This window comes from Acetatifactor muris, from assembly GCF_024623325.1.
In the GTDB taxonomy this organism is placed as follows: domain Bacteria; phylum Bacillota; class Clostridia; order Lachnospirales; family Lachnospiraceae; genus Acetatifactor; species Acetatifactor muris.
In genome coordinates, this window is the sequence record NZ_JANJZD010000022.1 from 57,985 (window position 1) to 76,189 (window position 18,205).

Below are 18,205 nucleotides of genomic sequence, written 5' to 3' on the forward strand. Positions count from 1 at the left end.
CGGTGAAGAAAATATCGGTCATTGTGCCAGTTTATAACACTAAAAATGAGCTTCCGCGTTGTCTTGTAAGTATTATCAATCAGACATATCCGAATATAGAAATTATTTGTATAGATGATGGCTCTACGGACGGTTCAGGTGAGATTGTAGATGCGTTTGCTGATCGGGATAAGCGGATTAAAGTGTTGCATAAAGCAAACGAGGGTGAAAGCAGTGCAAGAAATGCCGGATTAAAAATGGCCGAGGGCCAATATATTGCTTTTTGTGACTGTGATGATTGGATTGACCGGGAAATGTATGAAGTCCTTGCGGAAACATTGGAAAAAGAAAATGTTGATTTGGCAGCTGGCAGCTGGTATAAGGAATCGGCATCTCTCAGCCAGGAAATTGTAAATAAACTGCCTGTAAGTGAAATGGTTTTCGGGAAAGAAGAATTATTAACATACTTGTATATGCGCGATTCCTATCGGGGATTTGCCTATATGTGGGATAAGCTGTATACAAGGGAGGTTCTAAGTGACAGGCAGGGTAATTTGTTTTTATTTAACGAGAAACTACAACTTGGGGGAGATGTACTTTATCTGGCAGAAGCCGCTTTGAATACAAAAAAGGCAAAATATGTAGATAGAGCTTTCTATCATTATCTTCAAAGGGAAAGCTCAGGATGTCATACAAAGGATGTCCGGAAATTACGAGACAGTTTAAAGGCATATGAAATGGTAATCCAAAGATTTGAAGAAGAACATATTAATCCAAGGATTATTAATTATGTAAAACGGTTCTTGGCATATCATAGCAGCAATGCCGCAGAGATTGCGATTGCACAGGGGCATAGAAGTGCAATAGAAGAGTTTCAAACATTTATGGAGAAATATGAGCAAGAATATGTAGCGCTTAATATGCAGTATCCGGAGCGGATACAAAGGTATAAGAATTTATTAAAACAATAGACTGATACAGTGCAAATGGAGAGAGTTATGAGATGGATAAATAGAGGTCATGAATATGACCAGGCATATGAAAGGATGGCAGAAAAGAAAAGCTTTTATTTGTTTGGAGCAGGTGATTATGGAAGGCAGTTTATTGAGATTTTTTCTTCTGAAATTCAGATAAAAGGCTATATTGATAATGATTCTTCCAAGCAGGGACAGATTATTAATGGGATGAGATGTTATTCCCTGGAAGAAGTCACACTGAATAATGACGAGGGAATTATTATTACAATGTCCCAGTATGCCAGAGTAATGCCGACTGAACAGCTGAGACAAAGAGGATATATAAGGAATGAACATTTTTTTGATATTGAAGAATTTGTATCCGTATATCATGTGTACAAGTATGATAAGGTGTATTTTTCTGCCATATCATTTTTGCCGAGTACAGTATGTAATCTAAAGTGCAGACACTGCCTTAATTTTAATCCTTTTGCAGAAAAGTTTTATGTGAGGGAATGGGGGGAGCTGGTAAGGGATCTGGATTTGTTTTTTTCCTGTGTAGATCATATTATGCTGTTTCATGTAAGTGGCGGCGAACCCATGTTATATAAACATACAGCGGATTTGATAGAGTATATTGATAAGAAGTATGGGGACAGGATAGATACTTTGCGCACGGTAACGAATGGGACAATAATACCTGGGGATGAAGTGTTGAAAAAAATATCCGAATGTAATGTTGAGATTGTGGTTGATGATTATCGCGAAGCAGTTCCTTGTTATAAAGAGAATTTTGATAAATTGATTTGTAAATTGGAAGAATATCACATTAAGTACTATGTTAATAAAGTGGATAATTGGATTGATTTGGCACCGGAGAGAACAGATAATTCCCGAATGACGGAGGCGCAAATGGAGGCGTATAGAAGTTCATGCAATCAGTCCTGGCAGGAATTGCGTGATGGAAAGCTGTACAGCTGTAATTATGCGGCTTATGCCACAGTGGCGGGGATTGCTGGGGAGCAGGATTTGGAAGAGGCGTATGAGCTGACTCAGTTTGGACCGGAAAAAAAGAAAGAGCTTGTGGAATTTCGCTTGGGATATACGACAAAGGGATATACTAATTTCTGTAGAAAATGCAGAGGGTTTACTCCGGGAAATGCGGAAAAGGTAGAGGTGGCCTCGCAGCAGAAAGACATAGAATATTAAAGCTATCAGTAAAATAGGAGCAGTAAAAAGTATGATGAGATGTTTGTTGTGGGGAACAGGGAGAGAGTACAGAATATTATCGGCAACAATTGTTTTATGATGTTGCACATCCTACTAATGTCTTGTTAAAAGAGATAGGTTCCCGTGTATGATTGCCTCAAGGATGCTTTAGGAATTCAATGGAGTAATTCTTTCTTAAGAGAAAGAATGGAGAATACAGCATCCTTTGTGCTTACTGAAACAAAGATGGACTGGCGTGAATATGTAAAGGAATATATATGGTAGCGCCATGGGAAAGTGGCTGTGTGACAATGTATGGAGGAGTATAGTATAGCGTTAAAACAAGAAATTGATATGAAATTAAAGTGAAGGAGTGAAAGGCAGTGGATGAAAGAATTTGTTTTCCATATCAGGATGATGCACAGAATATACCGGAATTCCTTAATGGTATAACGCAGGTATATGGAAGGATGCTGGATGAAAAATCACAGAGAATATTTGCCGGACGCTTATTGGTCAGCTTGACCGGAGATTATTCATATATGCGGAGCGTATTGATACATACGCCCGGCGGGAAAAGGCTGAATGAGGTACTGTGTAAAGATGGCAGCTTGAAGTATATATATGGTGCAGGAATAAGGGGAAAACGGCTGGCAGAACTATTTCCAGATAATAATTGGGGTGGATTTATTGATATTAATAGAAATGGGGAATTTTATAATAATATTAAAATATTAGATTTGAATCAGTTTTTAAGCATATATACACAGGGAATGACCATTATTGTGTCTAATATGCAAGGTGCACAGGATATCAAGGACAATTTACTGGAAAAGGGTGTTTTTCCGGAAGATATATATGTGCTCAATGATTTTGACGCTGAGAGCGCGAAAGGCATGTATTTTCCCACGGACTGCATCCGCGCTGTCATAGAAAAAGAGAAGTCATTTGTTGATATTGGCTGTTATGATGGAAAAGATTCATTGGACTATATGAGATGGATGGATAATGATAAGGCAAAAATATATGCGTTTGAGCCGGATATGACGAATTATAAAGTATGCCGTGAGAAGTTAAAGGCGTATCCTAATATAGAGCTTTTTAATGTTGCGTTATCGGATATGGAGCAGGATGTCAGCGTTATGGGCAGCGGAGAAATGTCTTATCTGGGAGAAGGCGGAAATGAAAAGATACGAACCCAGATACTGGATAATGTTCTTCAAAATCGTCCTGTTGGATATATAAAGATAGATGTGGAAGGACACGAAGTAAAGGTTTTAAAGGGGGCAGAGAAAATTATCAGAAATCAGCATCCGGTAATGGCAGTCTCCATGTATCATAAAAAATCTGACATATGGAGAATCCCAGAATTACTGTTGGAATATAACAGGGAGTATGCTTTTTATATGAGGTATTACGGAGCTGCAAATGGAGATACCGTGTTATATGCGGTTGATTGTAAAAAATAATTATATTTTCAGATTTGAGAGGGCCGGATATTGATGAAGAGAAAGGCAGTGATATTTGGAGCGGGAGAATGGGGGAAAGCCGCATATTACTACTATAGAGAGGATATCGAAATTGCATGTTATATCGATAATGACAAAAGCATATGGGGCACGCAGCATAATGGGATTCCGGTACGTCCGCCTGAAATTTTGAGAAATCGAGAATATACAGTAATAATCGCAAACAAGAGATATGAAACAGAAATAAAAAAGCAATTATTTCATGATTATAATATCCGAGGGGTAATTGTTTTTCGCATTGAAGAGAAGATGCAGGAATTATGCCCAGAAGATAATTATCAGGTAAAAAAGGATGAGATAATTATCGCGTTCAGTAATGGACTGGGAAATCAGATGTTTCAATATGCGTTATACAGGAACTTTTTAAAACAGGGGAAAAAGGTCAAAGCAGACTTATCAGCATATATAAAACCTGATATGATGCCGTTTGAATTGCCAAAGGTGTTTCCTCAAATAAGCTTTGAGTACTGCAATCCAAATGAAAAGGAGTATTATCTAAAAGAGGGAAGGGTGTATGTAGAAGAACCGCCGCGGGGAAAGGAAAAAGAGACCTTCAATAGAGGTTTGCTGGAAATGAAAACAGGTTATATAGAGGGTTTCCATTGTTCCTATAAATATGCAGGATTAATTCGACGGGAGCTTTTAGATGATTTTAGATTTTCTATAAAAAATAATAGTGAACTATGTAAAATAAAATCTCTGTTGGAATTGAAAGAAACCGTGGCAGTTCATATAAGACGCGGCGATTTCTTGGCGGCCAAATACCAGCGGGAAATAGGGGGGCTATGTACAGATGAATACTATTTAAAAGCAATCGCTTATATAAAGGGAAAATGTCCCAATGCCTTTTTTTGCTTCTTTTCTAATGATATGGATTGGGTAAAGGATAATATAGAAGAAAAGAACGCATTGTATATAGAAAAACATATGTTCACAACATATCATGACTGGTATGACATGTATTTGATGAGCATATGCAGGCACAACATTATACCGAACAGTACATTTGGCTGGTGGGGGGCCTGGCTGAACCAGAACCCGGATAAAATTGTAATCGGACCGAAGAGGTGGAGAAATCGGTGGGAGGCGGGCGATTGGTGTCCGCCGGAATGGATTGCTATTTAGTGGTGAAAATAGTGAGAATATCAGGAGCGAGATTGATATGAAATCTGAGAATATGTAAGGGGCTTTTTTGATGTGATGGGAGGCGAAATCCCAAGGAAGACTCTGATATATTTGCAATGTCAATCATAAAAGTATGAAGAAGAAAAATATAGCCTATTTTTTGAGCGAGAAAAAAAGTTGTTTGGGGGGAGCGGATCAGACTCTGTTTATGCAGGCATTACTTATGCGTTCTTTCCACAACGTGACAGTGGTTCTTCCCTGTGGACTTAACGGGGAATCTAACAGTAAATTCATTCAGAAATGTAAAAGCCATAAAATGCGTTATAAGATAATGCCTTATTGTACAGCATATAATCTGTATGCAATTAACTTGGTAGGGTGTGGCGGGAATGCGTCAGAGGTAGAGTGTTTTGTTCTGGAAGAAAAAATTGATATTTTACATAGTGTTCAGATTAACCCTGCAGTCGAATATGTTTCCAGAAAACTTGGAATACCGCATGTTATGAATATTTATTCATTGGAGGAATGGGACTGGCTTGTTCCCTGTCAAAATATTTTTCCCCAATATATATCCTGTGATTCGGACTTTTTCCTGCAAAAGTGGAAAAAGTATCTGGGCTGTAAAGGCAAATGTGTCAGAGTATTTGGTGATATGAAAGTATGCAGGAAACCTGTAAGGGAAAGAAAATCTATAGTGATAGGGACTGCAGGAATTGTCTGCCGGTATAAAAATCAGTTGGAAGTAATAAAGGCAGTTGAGCACGAAATAGACAAGGGCGCCGACCTGCAGCTTATGGTGGCAGGGGAAAATAATTCCCCATATGGGGAGGAGTGTAGAAATTATATTGTGGAACATGGACTTCAGGACAGGATTCATATGCTTGGCTTTTTGGACGATATGACAAGTTTCCTGGGAAAGATAGATGTCCTTGTCTGTGGCAGCAGGAGGGAATCTTTTCCGGCTTCTATTGTGGAGGCCATGTCCTTGAATATTCCCATTATTTCAACACCTGTGGCGGGCGTGCCGGAAATACTGAAGGATGGAGTAAATGCCTATCTTGCGGAGGACTTTGCCGCATCCGCGTTGGGGGAGGCCATCAGGAGGTTTTATCATGATTATGAAAACGCCAAATTGTGGGATATACTTGACAAGGAAAAACGGACGTATGAAAAATTCTTTTCCGGAGAATCAGTGAAGGCTCAGCTGGAAGATTTATATGCCGATGCAGCGGACAGCTTTGAGATAAAGGGTGACTTGGACGACTGGAATGTATTGGAAGAACAGGTAACTCAAATGGCAGAAAATGTGACAGAAGCTGGATTGGATCAGGAGGAACAGGAGAACATATTCAGCAGGCTGCTGTATCTGCGGCAGATCAGAAAATGTATTATCGCCAAGAAATGTTATATATGGGGAGCAGGGAAATGGGGCAGGATAACGAAGAAGTTAATTCAATATTTCCTTGCGGAAATACAGATTATTGCCTTTGTGGATAATAATCGGGAAGGAATTGTCGAGGGGATTCCTGTTATCAGAAAAGAAGAAATGGATATTCGGAGGGATACCGCCGTATTTCTTGGCTTTGTACAAGGACATGAGGAAGCCGTCAATTATCTGTATGGCAGAGGCATGGAGGTTTTGAAGAATATCTTTATCATGGCCTGAAGGAGATATGGACATCAGGGCTATGCAGATGTGGGAAGGGATATATGCTGAACGGATAATGAAAGGTGAAATGCAATGGATTGTGGAATTATAATGTTCATATATGACAGGCCGCAATGTACAAACAGGGCATTAGAAGCGCTGAAGAGAAACCATATTGAGCAGCTTTATGTGTTCCAGGATGGACTTTGGGAAAAAACAGACAGAAGGGCATGGGAGCAAAATGAAACTCTGGTCAAGCAGATTGACTGGTGTGATGTTGTATACGAGCAAAATAAGCAAAAGGCCGACAGCCTTGACAGACAGATTATTTATGGTATCAACAAGGTATTGCAGCAAAAGGATGCAGTCATCGTGATTGAAGATGACTGCATTATCAGTGATGACTGCATCCAATTTATGGAAAAGTGTCTCATCCAGTACGAGGATAACAGAAAGGTAATTGAAGTGGGAGCCTATCTGGAACCCATCAGGATACCGGAAGGATATTCCTTGCCAATAGTGGCAGCAGGGATACCGGCGGGGCAGGTATGGGGAACCTGGAAGGAACGCTGGGAGGAATTTCAGGATAAATTTTCTCTCATCAGGCAGATCGGTGATGCTATGAAAAATAATCCGATGTTTTGCAGCTGCGGATATCCGATTAAAAAAGTTTTAACAGAATATTGGATGCTGGGGACTTGGGATTTGTGGTGGAGCATTTATGTGCTGCTCAAGGGAGGGATTTCGGTAAGACCGACGGACAACAAAGTATATAATATAGGATTTGAAAATCCGGGAACCCATACATCAGGTGAATCATTGTGGGTAGTGCCAATTGGCCAGACCACAGGAAACGGCGGGGAACTGCCGGAGGATATCATGGTTGAACCATGGGCGGAAAAGGAATTCGGGAGATTTTATCAAAGTGTTTATGGGAGAAGTTCGGCTGCAGAAAGACATAAGTATTACAGGAATTGTCTGGAAAAATGGCTGGAATTAAAGCAAAGCGGGAGGACTATTGGAGATATCCTGTTGGATCATGATATAAAAAGTATTGCCATATATGGAACAGGGAAGCTTGGGAAGTTGTTGGCAGATGATATGTGCGGGAAAGTAGAGCTTGAGTATTTTATTGTGACAAATAAGATAAAGGATACTTTCATGGAATATCCAGTTTATGACTGCGGGGAAGAACTGCCTGAAGCAACAGGAAACCTGGCCTTGGTTGTAATCCCAGGATACGATTTGGATGAGATAAACGTTCAAATGGGGTCAAGAGTTTCAAACATATATTCGTTGGACAGCCTTTTGGATATGCAGGATGTAATGGAGAAGTATTAGTGAATTGGAGAGAAAATGGATATCATATCAAAAGCCATGAAAAATAATCTTCAGATATGTGAATGGATTGATGCCGGAACGCAGAAATGGGAACTTTTTGTGGAAAGAGTCAGGGGGAGACAGCTTTTCCTCTTTGGCGTCGGGGAGGGAATGAACTATTTTCTGAGGAATTATGGAAGTCAGGTACATATTTCAGGAGTGCTTGACAATAACGCAGGTATACAGGGAGAAATATTGGAAGTGTGCTGTGAAGCAGCGCGGCAGACGGGATATGAGAACTTGATAATAAATTCTCCTTGCGTTTTAAAAAAATTTTCAGAGACGGATATTGTGGTTCTTATAACTAGCACAAATTATTATCAGGTCATCGAAAGGCAGGTGCGGGACATGGGAATCAGGCATGTCTATGTGCTGTTGATGATGGAGGCAGACAGGCGAAATTATGATCCGGGCAGAGCGATGGAAGATTTGGACGAAATACGCCGTCGCTATATTAGCTGGTGCTGTAGTCAGGCATTGGAAGAGAAAAAATTGGTTATGATGATTGGCGTATATGGGGGACATGCACGGCAGATTACCAGAGCACTGCTGAAGGAAAGGATGGACTTAGACATTGTTTGGGTTGTAGAGAATATGCACATGGACAAGCCGGAGGGGGTCAGACTGGTATACGGCAGAAATTGGGAAAGATATGCCTATGAAATGGAGACAGCGAAGATATGGATTTATGATGATATTATATCTCCCCAGATTAAAAAAAGGGACGAACAGATATATATTCAGGTAAAGCATTGGTCAAGTATTACGCTGAAAAAGTTTTATCTCGATGATAAATCTCCTGTTCTGACAGCAGAAGTAGAAGAAGCAATAAGATATGATGGGGCAAGGATGGATTATCTTTTTTCGGGCAGTAAATTTGATGAGGAATCCTGTAGAAGCGGCTTTATGTTTCGAGGGAAGGCGATACGCCTGGGGTCTGCGCGGTCAGACATTCTTTTTGATAAAGACATACAAAATATGGTAAAGAAACGCTTAGGTATCGGGGAAGATGCTGGAATTTGCCTGTATGTTCCTACATATCGCTTAGGTGAACTAGAACGGACCAATAGTATGGAAATTATGCTGGACATGGAAAGACTACTACAGGTGTTGAAGAAAAAATGGGAAGAGGAGTGGTATCTGCTTGTGCGTCTTCATCCCAGTCTGGCTTTTGGAGAGAATATCCTACCAGAGAGCAACAATATAATCAATGTGGGAGACTACCAGGACAGCCAAGAACTGGTGGCAGCTTCAGATATAATGATTACAGATTATTCCAGCATTATGTTTGAAGAAGCATACAGAAAAAAGCCGGTTTTCTTGTATGCACCTGATAAAAAAACGTATATCAGTAGAGAACGAGACCTTCTGATAGATTATGATACATTGCCGTTTCCTGTTGCAGAATCGAATGAACAGTTGCACAGGTTAATCAGAGATTTTGATATAGAGAAGTATATAGAAAATTTAAATTATTTTATGGAAAAATATGGTGTTCACGAGGATGGACATGCCAGTGAACGTGCTGCAAAATTTGTTATGGGATTGTTGGAAGGCCAGGGCAGTGGGAAATGAAAAATCACAGAGTACTCACATTATATTATCACAGAGTAAATATTTTAGAATCAGACTTTAATCAGTTGTGTGTATCACCGACCAAATTTCGTCAGCAGATGTTATATTTGAAACATAACTACCGGATTGTGCGATTCGAGGATGACTGGTCTATGTTAGATTCAAATGCTGTGGCAATTACTTTTGATGACGGGTATCTTGACAATCTGGAATATGCATTGCCTGTTCTGGAGGAACTGGAAGTGCCGGCAACGATATTTGTCAGTACTGGGACTATGGGACAGGACATGGAATTATGGTGGGATGAACTGGAGGCCCTTTTACTGGAAGGAAATGAGTTTCCTTTATATTTTGAACTTTTTGATGATCAGTTTAGCTGTCGGTGGGATACGAGCACATTGGAATATAGGAAAAACTGCTATATGGGTATTCATCATTTGATGAAAAGTTATATTAGTTTTGAAAAAAGAGAGAACTGGCTAATGCAACTATGGAAGTGGAGAGGATTGAAGAGAACAGTAAGGAAACATTATCTGACTCTTTCCAGTAGAGACTGCAAAGAATTGGCAAGGTCCAGGATGATTACGGTAGGTGCACATACAATATCTCATCCTTCACTTGCGGGTTTAAGCAGGGAAAGTCAGGAATTTGAAATAAAAGCATCCATAGATACCATAGCACAGATTGTGGACCAGAAAATCACAGTATTTTCCTATCCGTTTGGTAATCCGGAAGCTGATTTTGATCAGGATACCGAAAAAATTTGTCGTAAATATGGTATTCGAAAAGCTGCATCTACAGAAAATGCCTTATGGAGTGCATCGACAGATCTGTACAGAATTCCCCGAAAGGTGGTCAGAGATTGGGGACCAGTTGAGTTTGAACAAAAAATCAGGGACTATTGGAATGAGCAGGCAGGAACAGGATGAAGAAAGTTTTTATATTTGGAACTGGAAAATTATATCAAGACAAAGCAAACTATATAAGGGAGCATTTTTATATCGTTGGATTTATAGACAATAAGGTTTCCGGGGAAGCAATGATATACGGAGATACGGGTATACCAATTTATTCTCCCAAAGACATAAAGCAATATCTAAGGCAGGATGTGTGGATTATTTTAATGTCCTATCAATATGTTTCCATGTGGAAACAGTTGTATGAACTTGGCGTTGATGGAAGAAAGATACTGTTTGGAATTATGTTTCCTCCCTATACGGAAATCCAGGAAGTGATGCTTGACGGGAATGGGTATTTAGGGACTGAAGCGGATCAGATTATTTATTATGCCGGATCGGGAGAAAAGTTGGTCATTGAAAATCATGATCATCTTCAGGAGATGGCATGGAAACTGTTAAGGGAAAAGTATAAAAGAAACGATCCTTATATTAATACTATTGCACAGATGAAAACAAAGCCAGTCAGCAGAAAATTTGGAACCGAGAGAGGGAAGGCAATTGACCGATATTATATAGAAAAATTTTTGGAAGAAAATAGTTATCTTATATATGGTGACTGTCTTGAGATAGCTGAAAATACATACACGATGCAATATGGAAAGGACAGAATAGAAAGATCATATATACTGCATGTAGAAGGCTGGGGTAATAATGCCGTAAAAGGTAATCTTGAAACAGGAGAAGGAATAAAGGAAGGCAGATATGATTGTGCGATAATTACACAGACCTTAATGTTTATTTACGATATTAAAAGTGCTGCTGAGAATATTTATAAGATGCTGAAAAAGGGTGGATGTGCGCTGGTAACCGTCTCTGGAATTTCACAGATTTCAAGGTATGACGCAGATTTATGGGGGAGTTATTACAATTTTCATGAAGATGCGATGCAGGCACTTTTTGAACCGGTGTTTGGGGCTGAGAACATTGAAATACAAACTTATGGAAATGTGAAAACAGTGATAGCAATGCTTTATGGATTGTGTGCTGAGGATTTGCGGGAAGAAGACTTCAGGGAAATGGACAAGGACTATCCGTTGATTATATCAATTGTACTTAAAAAGAAATAGTAGATTTTAAAGCAGGGAGAAAATATGGAGTATGTAGGGAATATTTTGTATGATAAAAAATTACTGGATACGAGTAGGCGGTTCATTATTTTTGGTACTGGAATTTATGGACACAGAATTTTGAATTTTATGGATTTGAACGGGGTAAAGAGAAATATAGTATGCTTTTGTGATTCTAATATTGTAAAGAGTGGACAATATATCGAAGGAATACCTGTTTGTTGGGTAAATGATGCAATTGCACAGTACTCGGGTACAGAGTTTTTGATTGCAGGAAAGTATGTCAGAGAAATGTACAGGACTTTGAATGAGAACTTTATCGGTAAGATTCATATTTTGCTTATATAATAAAGGAGCTTGGATATGCCCAAAATCACTGTCATTATGCCGTCGCTGAATGTTGCCGGATATATAAGGCCATGCATGGAAAGTGTTCTTGCACAGACAATGCAGGATATGGAAATTCTTGTAATTGATGCGGGTTCGGAAGACGGGACCTGGGAAATATTGCAGGAATATGCGGCATTAGACAAACGAATTAACATGATGCAATCTGACAGGAAAAGCTACGGTTATCAGGTAAATCTGGGGATATCGCTTGCCCGTGGGGAATATGTAGGGATTGTAGAGACCGATGACATAATTTTGCCGGATATGTATGAGATATTATATGGGGCGGCCAAAAGTACAAAAGCGGATTATGTGAAAGGTGTGGCGGAAGCATTTATAGAAACGCAAAGAGGGGAGAATATTTGTCATTTTATAAAAGTATTTCCTCAGGAGAAATATGACGCTTGCGACGGAGCAGTTGAAATGATTCCTTCAAAAAGTCCCGAATTGGTATTGAATGATTTTTATTTGTGGAGTGGAATATACAGAAAAGAATTTATGAAGAATATTCGCTTGAATGAATCCGCTGGCGCGGCGTATCAGGACATTGGATTTATGCTACAAGCACATTTCAAGGCTGACTGGGCAGTATATATAGATCGGCTTGTATATCGTTATAGAACCGATAATGCGACATCCTCCTGCTTTAACAAAAATGCTTTTCGATATTTAGTTCAGGAATATGAATATGTAGATCAATTGCTACAGGAGAAGAATGTGGAGTGGTACTCGGTCTGTTATTATAAAATGTTTCGACAGACAAGAGAGCGTATTCATATGATGGCGCGTTCAGGAGAGTTTTGGAAAGAAGTGATTCCGGATGTTAACGCTTTGGCAGAAAAGTTAAAAGGGGCTGTCAAAGAAGATATATTAAAAAAATCTGTATTTGATGTAGGAGAATGGGATGAACTGACTTGTTTTTTAGAGGATCCAAAGAAACTGTATGATGTGTATATAGAATCTTTTACCACAAAAGATAATATATTGCGGAAATTGCTTGAAGAAGGAAAGTCCCGGAAAGTAGTTATTTTTGGATGTGGGAGATGGGGAAAGTTCTGTCATATACTGCTGGAGAGCAGAGTATCGGGAATGGTTTTAGCTTATTGCAGCAGTAATATAGGTAACCAGGAGACGAGGATACAGGGAATAGAGGTCTTGGAATTAGGACAGGCAGTCAGAAAATATCCAAATGCACAATATATCATTGCCAGTAAGTTTCATGCCGGAGAAATGCGGGAACAGTTAAAGGCTTTGGGAATGCAGGATGGACAGATTACAGAATATACTTTGGGGGTAGATACAGATCTGTTACATGCACAAATGTTATAAGTGTGCAAAGTAAAATTTGTAAAAGCATAGAAATAGATGAGATGATTAAAAAAGGAGCTGATACATGTATTCTTTTGACATCTTTGATACTTTAATAACACGCTGTACTACAGAGCCGAAAGGTATTTTTGTGCTGATGCAGGAGAGAATACAGAAAACGGGTGAATATATTCCTTATCTTGCAGAGAACTTTTATGAATTGCGTGTGGGTGCGGAAGGACTGGCAAGGAGGCATGCCAGTGAAGTTGGAAGATATGAGATTAGATTAGACGATATTTATCATGCCTTGGCGACTACGGCATGTATCCCGGAAATACAACAGAACCAGTTAAAAAAGCTGGAAGTGGAAACGGAATATAATAGCGTGTTTGGGCTCTTTGAAAATATCAACCTGCTAAAGAAATTAAAAGCCAGAGGTGAGCAAGTTGTTCTAATTTCAGATATGTACCTCAGTAAAGATATTATACGGCATATGTTATGTAAAGTGGATACTGTCTTTCAGGACATTCCCATTTATGTATCATCAGAATACGGAAGGACAAAAAGCACAGGTTTATATCAGATAGTGAAAAAATGTGAAAACGTAGAGTTTTCACATTGGGAGCACTATGGAGATAATATACATGCAGATATTGAAGCAGCTTCCAAACTGGGCATAAGAACAATACATATTTTGCCAGAGAGTATCAAGGAATATGAAAAAAGCAGTAAAAATGTATTCCATCAGATGTCAATTGGTGTATCAAAATATATTAGAAGCTTTGAGAAGGGAGATGCTGCTTTTGAAGCAGGGTGTTCTTTAGCAGGGCCTGTATTATATCCTTATGTCAGTTGGGTATTACAAGAGAGCGGGAGACTGGGGATTGACAGGCTTTACTTTGTGGCTCGTGATGGATGGATTCTGAAGCAGATTGCGGATATCATCATACAGGAAAGGCAGTATTCTATTCAGACATTCTACATATATGGCTCGAGAAAAGTATGGAGATTACCTGCTTATGAAGGCTCTGTGGAAGATTTTAACAGAATTCTCAAATGGTCTAATTTAGATGAGACTATTAGTCTGGAAGATTTGGCAATGGTTTTTCAATTAGAAATGGATGAGTTAAGATCTTTTTTGCCGGAGAAATTTCAAAAAGGCGGAGAGAACTTGCAGATATCAGGATTCCAAAGAGACAATATTTGTAAGCATCTCATGTACAATAGAGAGTTCAGAGAATATCTGGTTGAAAGTCAAGTAGAAAAGCGGGATCTGGTTATTAGATATTTACAGCAGGAAATAGATACATCCGACAGCAGTTTTGCATTTGTTGAACTGGCGGGTACAGGTTTGACACAGAAATGTCTTGCCCTTTTGATTGGCAGCTTTTATACAGGTGAAATCAGAAATTTTTATTTTAAATTGGACAGTATCCAGGAAAAGGGACAGTGCAGTTTCCTGAATTTTTATCCGAGTAACATGGAACGAAGTTATATGCTGGAGCTTTTATGTAGGGCGCCTCATGGCCAGACAGAAGGTTACAGGGAGGAGAACGGCAGAATTCTGCCTGTTCTGGACCAGGTGGAAGGGGAACAGATTAAGGCTTATCATTTATTACAATATCGGGATGCCGTACTGGAATACGTGCGCTATATGGAACAGGCAATTCTTCAGAATCAATTGAAATATAATGTAAGAATTGATATTGCCAAAGAATATCTGGACGTCATTACCTGTAATCCGCCCGGAAGGATTGCGGAATATTTCTGCCATATGCCTTTTTCGTCCAGTGGAAGAAAAAAAGGTATTGTCGAGTTTGCCCCTCCTGTTTCCCCAAAGCAGCTCCGCCAGATTTATTTCTGGGGCGATGGGAGCAATGTGCGGGAGGTCTATCAGGGGAATTCTCTGGACTATGCCCTGGCAGTATCAGAAAAGGCAATGCATTACAAAGAAAAGTGTCAGAAATACAGGAAGAAAGGGATAGGAAAGTGGCTCACAGGCTGGAACCGCTATCTGCACACTCATTTGAAACCCGGAATCGCCTATTTCTGCCCATGGGAGCTTTTACAGGGCAGCATTGTCATTTACGGAGCCGGAAAAGTAGGACAGGCCTATGTAGAGCAGGCCAGGCAGAGATATGCCAGGTGCAGCAGTCTGCTTTGGGTTGACCAGGATTATGAGAGACTACAGGCAGAAGGACTCCAGGTAACATCCCCGGAAGAGATCAGAGCACATACTTTTGACAGAATTATCATTGCCATACACCAGGATGCGGTAAGGCAGGAGGTATGGGACAAGCTGCAGGAAATGGGGATTGAGGCAGAGAAGATATATTATGGATAACAAAGTATATAGAACTATAGAAGTTCTGTTTTTTGGTGCAGGAAAAATAGGACGGTATTGGCTGGAATGCTGCAGAGATTTTGGAATTCTGCCCAGGGGAATGCTGGATAACGATAAAACATTAAGTGGAAGTCTCTATGAAGGCATTCTAATTTATCATCCGGATAATCTGCAGATGTTATCTTTTGAGTACATTTTTATTACTTGTGGCAGGGAAGAGGAAATCTATCGGCAGATTTTGTCGCTTGGAGTGGAGAAGGATAAGATCATAGCCGGCAGCCATAAAATATTAGATTATTGCTTATATTATGCAGTCTGTAGTTATACGATGGACTATAATGTATTTTCTTATCAAGTCATTTCTTCAAACATAGTAGTATCGAAGAAGCTTTCAGAAAAAAAGAAGATATTATTTGACTTGCGTAACGGTATGGTTTTAGGCGGTGTGGAGTCATGGGTGTACAGTCTGGCAAAGGATTTGAAAGGAAAAGAGTATCAGGGACTTTATCTGGCTGCAGATGAGGCAGGGCCCAGAGCTGTAGACGAAACTTTTCCGGTCAGGATATTGGAGTACAGTGAGCTTTTTGGGGAAAAGGATAAAGTAGAGCTGTGTCTGAGAGAAATTATAAAAAATCTTCCATGTACAATGATATGTAATTTTCCGCAGAATATCTTCTGGGCTGCATGTATTGCCAAAAAGCTGTTTCCCGGTCAGGTCAGGATAGTGGCTGTACAGCATAGCGATGATCAACTCTATTATGAGACTTACAGTCTGTGGCAGGAGTACATTGACAAATGCCTGGTAATCAGCTCCCGGATAGAAGAGAAATTATTGTCATTGGGAATGGAGAAGAGTAAAATTGAACATTTGGAATGGAAAGTTACACTCGGAAAAACGGTAAAACGAGAATGGAGTGTAGATAATACATGCTTACAGCTCGGATATGCAGGCAGAGTGACAGTTACATCGAAACGAGCGGATCTGTTACCGGTATTGGCAATAAAGCTGAGGGAAAGAGGCATCTGTTTCCAGATGAATATTGCAGGGGCAGGAGATTATAGTGAGACTCTGCAGGAAAGTATAAAAGCGGAAGGCTTGCAGGGGTGTATCAGGCTGGAAGGTTATATTGACAGAAGCGATATTCCGACTTTCTGGAAAAGACAGGATATCATGGTCAGCTGCTCGGAAAGGGAGGGCCACAGCATTTCTCAGTCAGAGGCCATGGCAGCAGGGGCGGTACCGGTAATCACTGATGTATCGGGGGCGGCAGATGACGTTACAGATGGATATAACGGATACATTGTAGATATAGGAGATGTGGATAGCCTTGCTGACAGAATATGCCGATTGTACCATAACCGTGACATGTTAAAGCAAATGGGACAGAATGCGCATCGTACAATATATGAACGGCAGGTACATATGAACCAGGCAGCATTTTGGGAGAAGCTATTGAGAGAAGTCTGGAAAAGTGAGAGATCAGAGAAGCCATGATCCAGGTCAGGTAATAATAGTGAAGAAATAACGTCATATTTAGAAGATGCGGCATGAGGCCGAATCAGACAGTTAGACTGGAAGTGAAGGGAAACTGTGTGGATAACCTGTGGCTGTCAGCATATTGAAGCGTAAGAAGCAAAAGGAGAATAGCAGATGGAAGAATTTTACAGGACAGTCGAGATGATCAGGAATCAGGTTGATCTGGAGACATTCAGAGAAATGGTGGATAGTCAGGGGAAGCAGTTGATAATCTTTGGAGCAGGAGACTGCGGACATAAAGTATATGATATGCTGCATCGAGTCGGGATTGAGGTGTCTTGTTTCTGTGATAATCGCGGCCAGACAGATAAGGACATGGTCACAGGGGTCAGAGTCGTGAAGCCGGAATTCCTGGATAATACAGATGAAAATGTAGTAGTACTTGTGAGTGTTGTGGAAGATGAGGATCGTGACTCCATTTGCAGGCAGTTACGAGCACAGGGATTTGCCGGAAAGCAGATTCTTGTGATGCGGGAATATTATGACAGGCTGACCGTGGAATGGCTGGAGTCACATTTAGAGGAATACAAAAAGGCTTATCAGCTGTTGGCGGATGACTTTTCCAGGAGGGTGTACCTGGCAAGGATGCGGAAGATGTTCCTGATGCGCAGCATGGCAGATGTAGTCAGGCCTCATGAGGAATCCTATTTTGATGAAAAAGTGGAACTGACAGACAAGGAAGTTTTTATTGACTGTGGAGGTTTTGACGGGGATACTTCTTTGCAGTTTATCGAGCGATGTGGAGGAAAATATGACAGAATCGTTATATTTGAACCTGAACTGTGTAAGAAGGAAGCGATAGAGAAAAATCTCGGGAAAAATTCCTGTGAATTGCATATGTGCGGTGTATGGAGCAAAAATACAACCCTGCAGTTTGAGGCGAAAGGGACGGATGGTTCCCATGTGGCAGAGGGAGAAGGAAACTGCCAGGTGCCGGTAGTTGCATTGGATGAGGTTGTGTATGACTATGCGCCTACCTTCATTAAGATGGATATAGAAGGCGCCGAACAGGAAGCTCTGAAAGGGTGCCGTAAGATTATCAGGGATTACAGACCGAAACTGGCCATCTGTCTGTACCATAAACCCGATGATTTATTCGGGATTCCGGTGATGGTGAAAGAAATGAATCCGGAGTACAGGATTTATGTGCGGCAGTATTCCGACACAAAGTATGAGACAGTGATGTATGCCCTGTGAGT

14 protein-coding genes are annotated in these 18,205 nt (G+C 40.2%); all 14 read left to right on the forward strand.

Annotation, left to right across the window (positions count from 1 at the left end):
- The first annotated feature begins 2 nt into the window (after nt 1-2).
- The 14 genes from NSB25_RS19230 to NSB25_RS19295 all read left to right on the forward strand — a co-directional run bounded on the left by NSB25_RS19230 (nt 3) and on the right by NSB25_RS19295 (nt 18,203).
- A complete protein-coding gene (locus NSB25_RS19230) occupies nt 3-950 on the forward strand; it encodes a glycosyltransferase (protein ID WP_172455030.1) in 948 nt (315 codons plus the stop codon).
- A 27-nt stretch (nt 951-977) separates the two neighbouring features.
- Nucleotides 978-2,144 carry a radical SAM protein gene (locus NSB25_RS19235; RefSeq protein ID WP_103239030.1) on the forward strand — a complete coding sequence of 389 codons (1,167 nt, stop codon included), beginning with the start codon at nt 978-980 and terminating at the stop codon, nt 2,142-2,144.
- Between the two features lie 383 nt (nt 2,145-2,527).
- Complete coding sequence (locus NSB25_RS29475) at nt 2,528-3,613, forward strand: FkbM family methyltransferase (RefSeq protein WP_103239029.1); 1,086 nt, start codon at nt 2,528-2,530, stop codon at nt 3,611-3,613.
- Nucleotides 3,614-3,646: 33 nt separating this feature from the next.
- Nucleotides 3,647-4,798, forward strand: coding sequence for an alpha-1,2-fucosyltransferase (locus tag NSB25_RS19245; RefSeq protein WP_103239028.1), 1,152 nt, complete (start codon nt 3,647-3,649; stop codon nt 4,796-4,798).
- 652 nt (nt 4,799-5,450) lie between these two features.
- Nucleotides 5,451-6,464, forward strand: a complete 1,014-nt coding sequence (locus NSB25_RS19250; protein ID WP_257479298.1) for a glycosyltransferase — start codon at nt 5,451-5,453, stop codon at nt 6,462-6,464.
- A gap of 75 nt (nt 6,465-6,539) precedes the next feature.
- Nucleotides 6,540-7,787: a hypothetical protein gene (locus NSB25_RS19255; RefSeq protein WP_146040001.1), complete on the forward strand. Its 1,248-nt coding sequence runs from the start codon at nt 6,540-6,542 to the stop codon at nt 7,785-7,787.
- A gap of 15 nt (nt 7,788-7,802) precedes the next feature.
- On the forward strand, nt 7,803-9,401 hold the full coding sequence (locus NSB25_RS19260; RefSeq protein WP_103239025.1) for a CDP-glycerol glycerophosphotransferase family protein: 1,599 nt from the start codon (nt 7,803-7,805) through the stop codon (nt 9,399-9,401).
- 152 nt (nt 9,402-9,553) lie between these two features.
- Nucleotides 9,554-10,330 (forward strand): polysaccharide deacetylase family protein, encoded by a 777-nt coding sequence (locus NSB25_RS19265; protein WP_172455028.1) that lies wholly within the window; start codon nt 9,554-9,556, stop codon nt 10,328-10,330.
- Nucleotides 10,327-11,427: a class I SAM-dependent methyltransferase gene (locus tag NSB25_RS19270; RefSeq protein WP_103239023.1), complete on the forward strand. Its 1,101-nt coding sequence runs from the start codon at nt 10,327-10,329 to the stop codon at nt 11,425-11,427. The genes NSB25_RS19265 and NSB25_RS19270 overlap by 4 nt, the downstream gene beginning before the upstream one ends.
- A 24-nt stretch (nt 11,428-11,451) precedes the next feature.
- Entirely contained in the window at nt 11,452-11,775 is a 324-nt protein-coding gene (locus tag NSB25_RS19275) for a hypothetical protein (RefSeq protein ID WP_103239022.1), read from the forward strand.
- Nucleotides 11,776-11,790: 15 nt separating this feature from the next.
- Complete coding sequence (locus NSB25_RS19280) at nt 11,791-13,146, forward strand: glycosyltransferase family 2 protein (RefSeq protein ID WP_103239021.1); 1,356 nt, start codon at nt 11,791-11,793, stop codon at nt 13,144-13,146.
- Nucleotides 13,147-13,210: 64 nt separating this feature from the next.
- Nucleotides 13,211-15,469, forward strand: coding sequence for an HAD family hydrolase (locus NSB25_RS19285; RefSeq protein ID WP_103239020.1), 2,259 nt, complete (start codon nt 13,211-13,213; stop codon nt 15,467-15,469).
- Complete coding sequence (locus NSB25_RS19290) at nt 15,462-16,964, forward strand: glycosyltransferase family 4 protein (protein ID WP_103239019.1); 1,503 nt, start codon at nt 15,462-15,464, stop codon at nt 16,962-16,964. The genes NSB25_RS19285 and NSB25_RS19290 overlap by 8 nt, the downstream gene beginning before the upstream one ends.
- Nucleotides 16,965-17,120: 156 nt before the next feature.
- A complete protein-coding gene (locus tag NSB25_RS19295) occupies nt 17,121-18,203 on the forward strand; it encodes an FkbM family methyltransferase (protein ID WP_103239018.1) in 1,083 nt (360 codons plus the stop codon).
- The last annotated feature ends 2 nt before the right edge of the window (nt 18,204-18,205 follow it).

What these genes read in the sequence shown, in the direction of transcription:
- NSB25_RS19235 (WP_103239030.1), top strand. Translation starts at nt 978, where the DNA reads ATGAGATGGATAAATAGAGGTCATGAATATGACCAGGCATATGAAAGG.
- NSB25_RS19245 (WP_103239028.1), top strand. Translation starts at nt 3,647, where the DNA reads ATGAAGAGAAAGGCAGTGATATTTGGAGCGGGAGAATGGGGGAAAGCC.
- NSB25_RS19250 (WP_257479298.1), top strand. Translation starts at nt 5,451, where the DNA reads ATGAAAGTATGCAGGAAACCTGTAAGGGAAAGAAAATCTATAGTGATA.
- NSB25_RS19255 (WP_146040001.1), top strand. Translation starts at nt 6,540, where the DNA reads ATGGATTGTGGAATTATAATGTTCATATATGACAGGCCGCAATGTACA.
- NSB25_RS19260 (WP_103239025.1), top strand. Translation starts at nt 7,803, where the DNA reads ATGGATATCATATCAAAAGCCATGAAAAATAATCTTCAGATATGTGAA.
- NSB25_RS19265 (WP_172455028.1), top strand. Translation starts at nt 9,554, where the DNA reads ATGTTAGATTCAAATGCTGTGGCAATTACTTTTGATGACGGGTATCTT.
- NSB25_RS19270 (WP_103239023.1), top strand. Translation starts at nt 10,327, where the DNA reads ATGAAGAAAGTTTTTATATTTGGAACTGGAAAATTATATCAAGACAAA.
- NSB25_RS19275 (WP_103239022.1), top strand. Translation starts at nt 11,452, where the DNA reads ATGGAGTATGTAGGGAATATTTTGTATGATAAAAAATTACTGGATACG.
- NSB25_RS19280 (WP_103239021.1), top strand. Translation starts at nt 11,791, where the DNA reads ATGCCCAAAATCACTGTCATTATGCCGTCGCTGAATGTTGCCGGATAT.
- NSB25_RS19285 (WP_103239020.1), top strand. Translation starts at nt 13,211, where the DNA reads ATGTATTCTTTTGACATCTTTGATACTTTAATAACACGCTGTACTACA.
- NSB25_RS19290 (WP_103239019.1), top strand. Translation starts at nt 15,462, where the DNA reads ATGGATAACAAAGTATATAGAACTATAGAAGTTCTGTTTTTTGGTGCA.
- NSB25_RS19295 (WP_103239018.1), top strand. Translation starts at nt 17,121, where the DNA reads ATGGAAGAATTTTACAGGACAGTCGAGATGATCAGGAATCAGGTTGAT.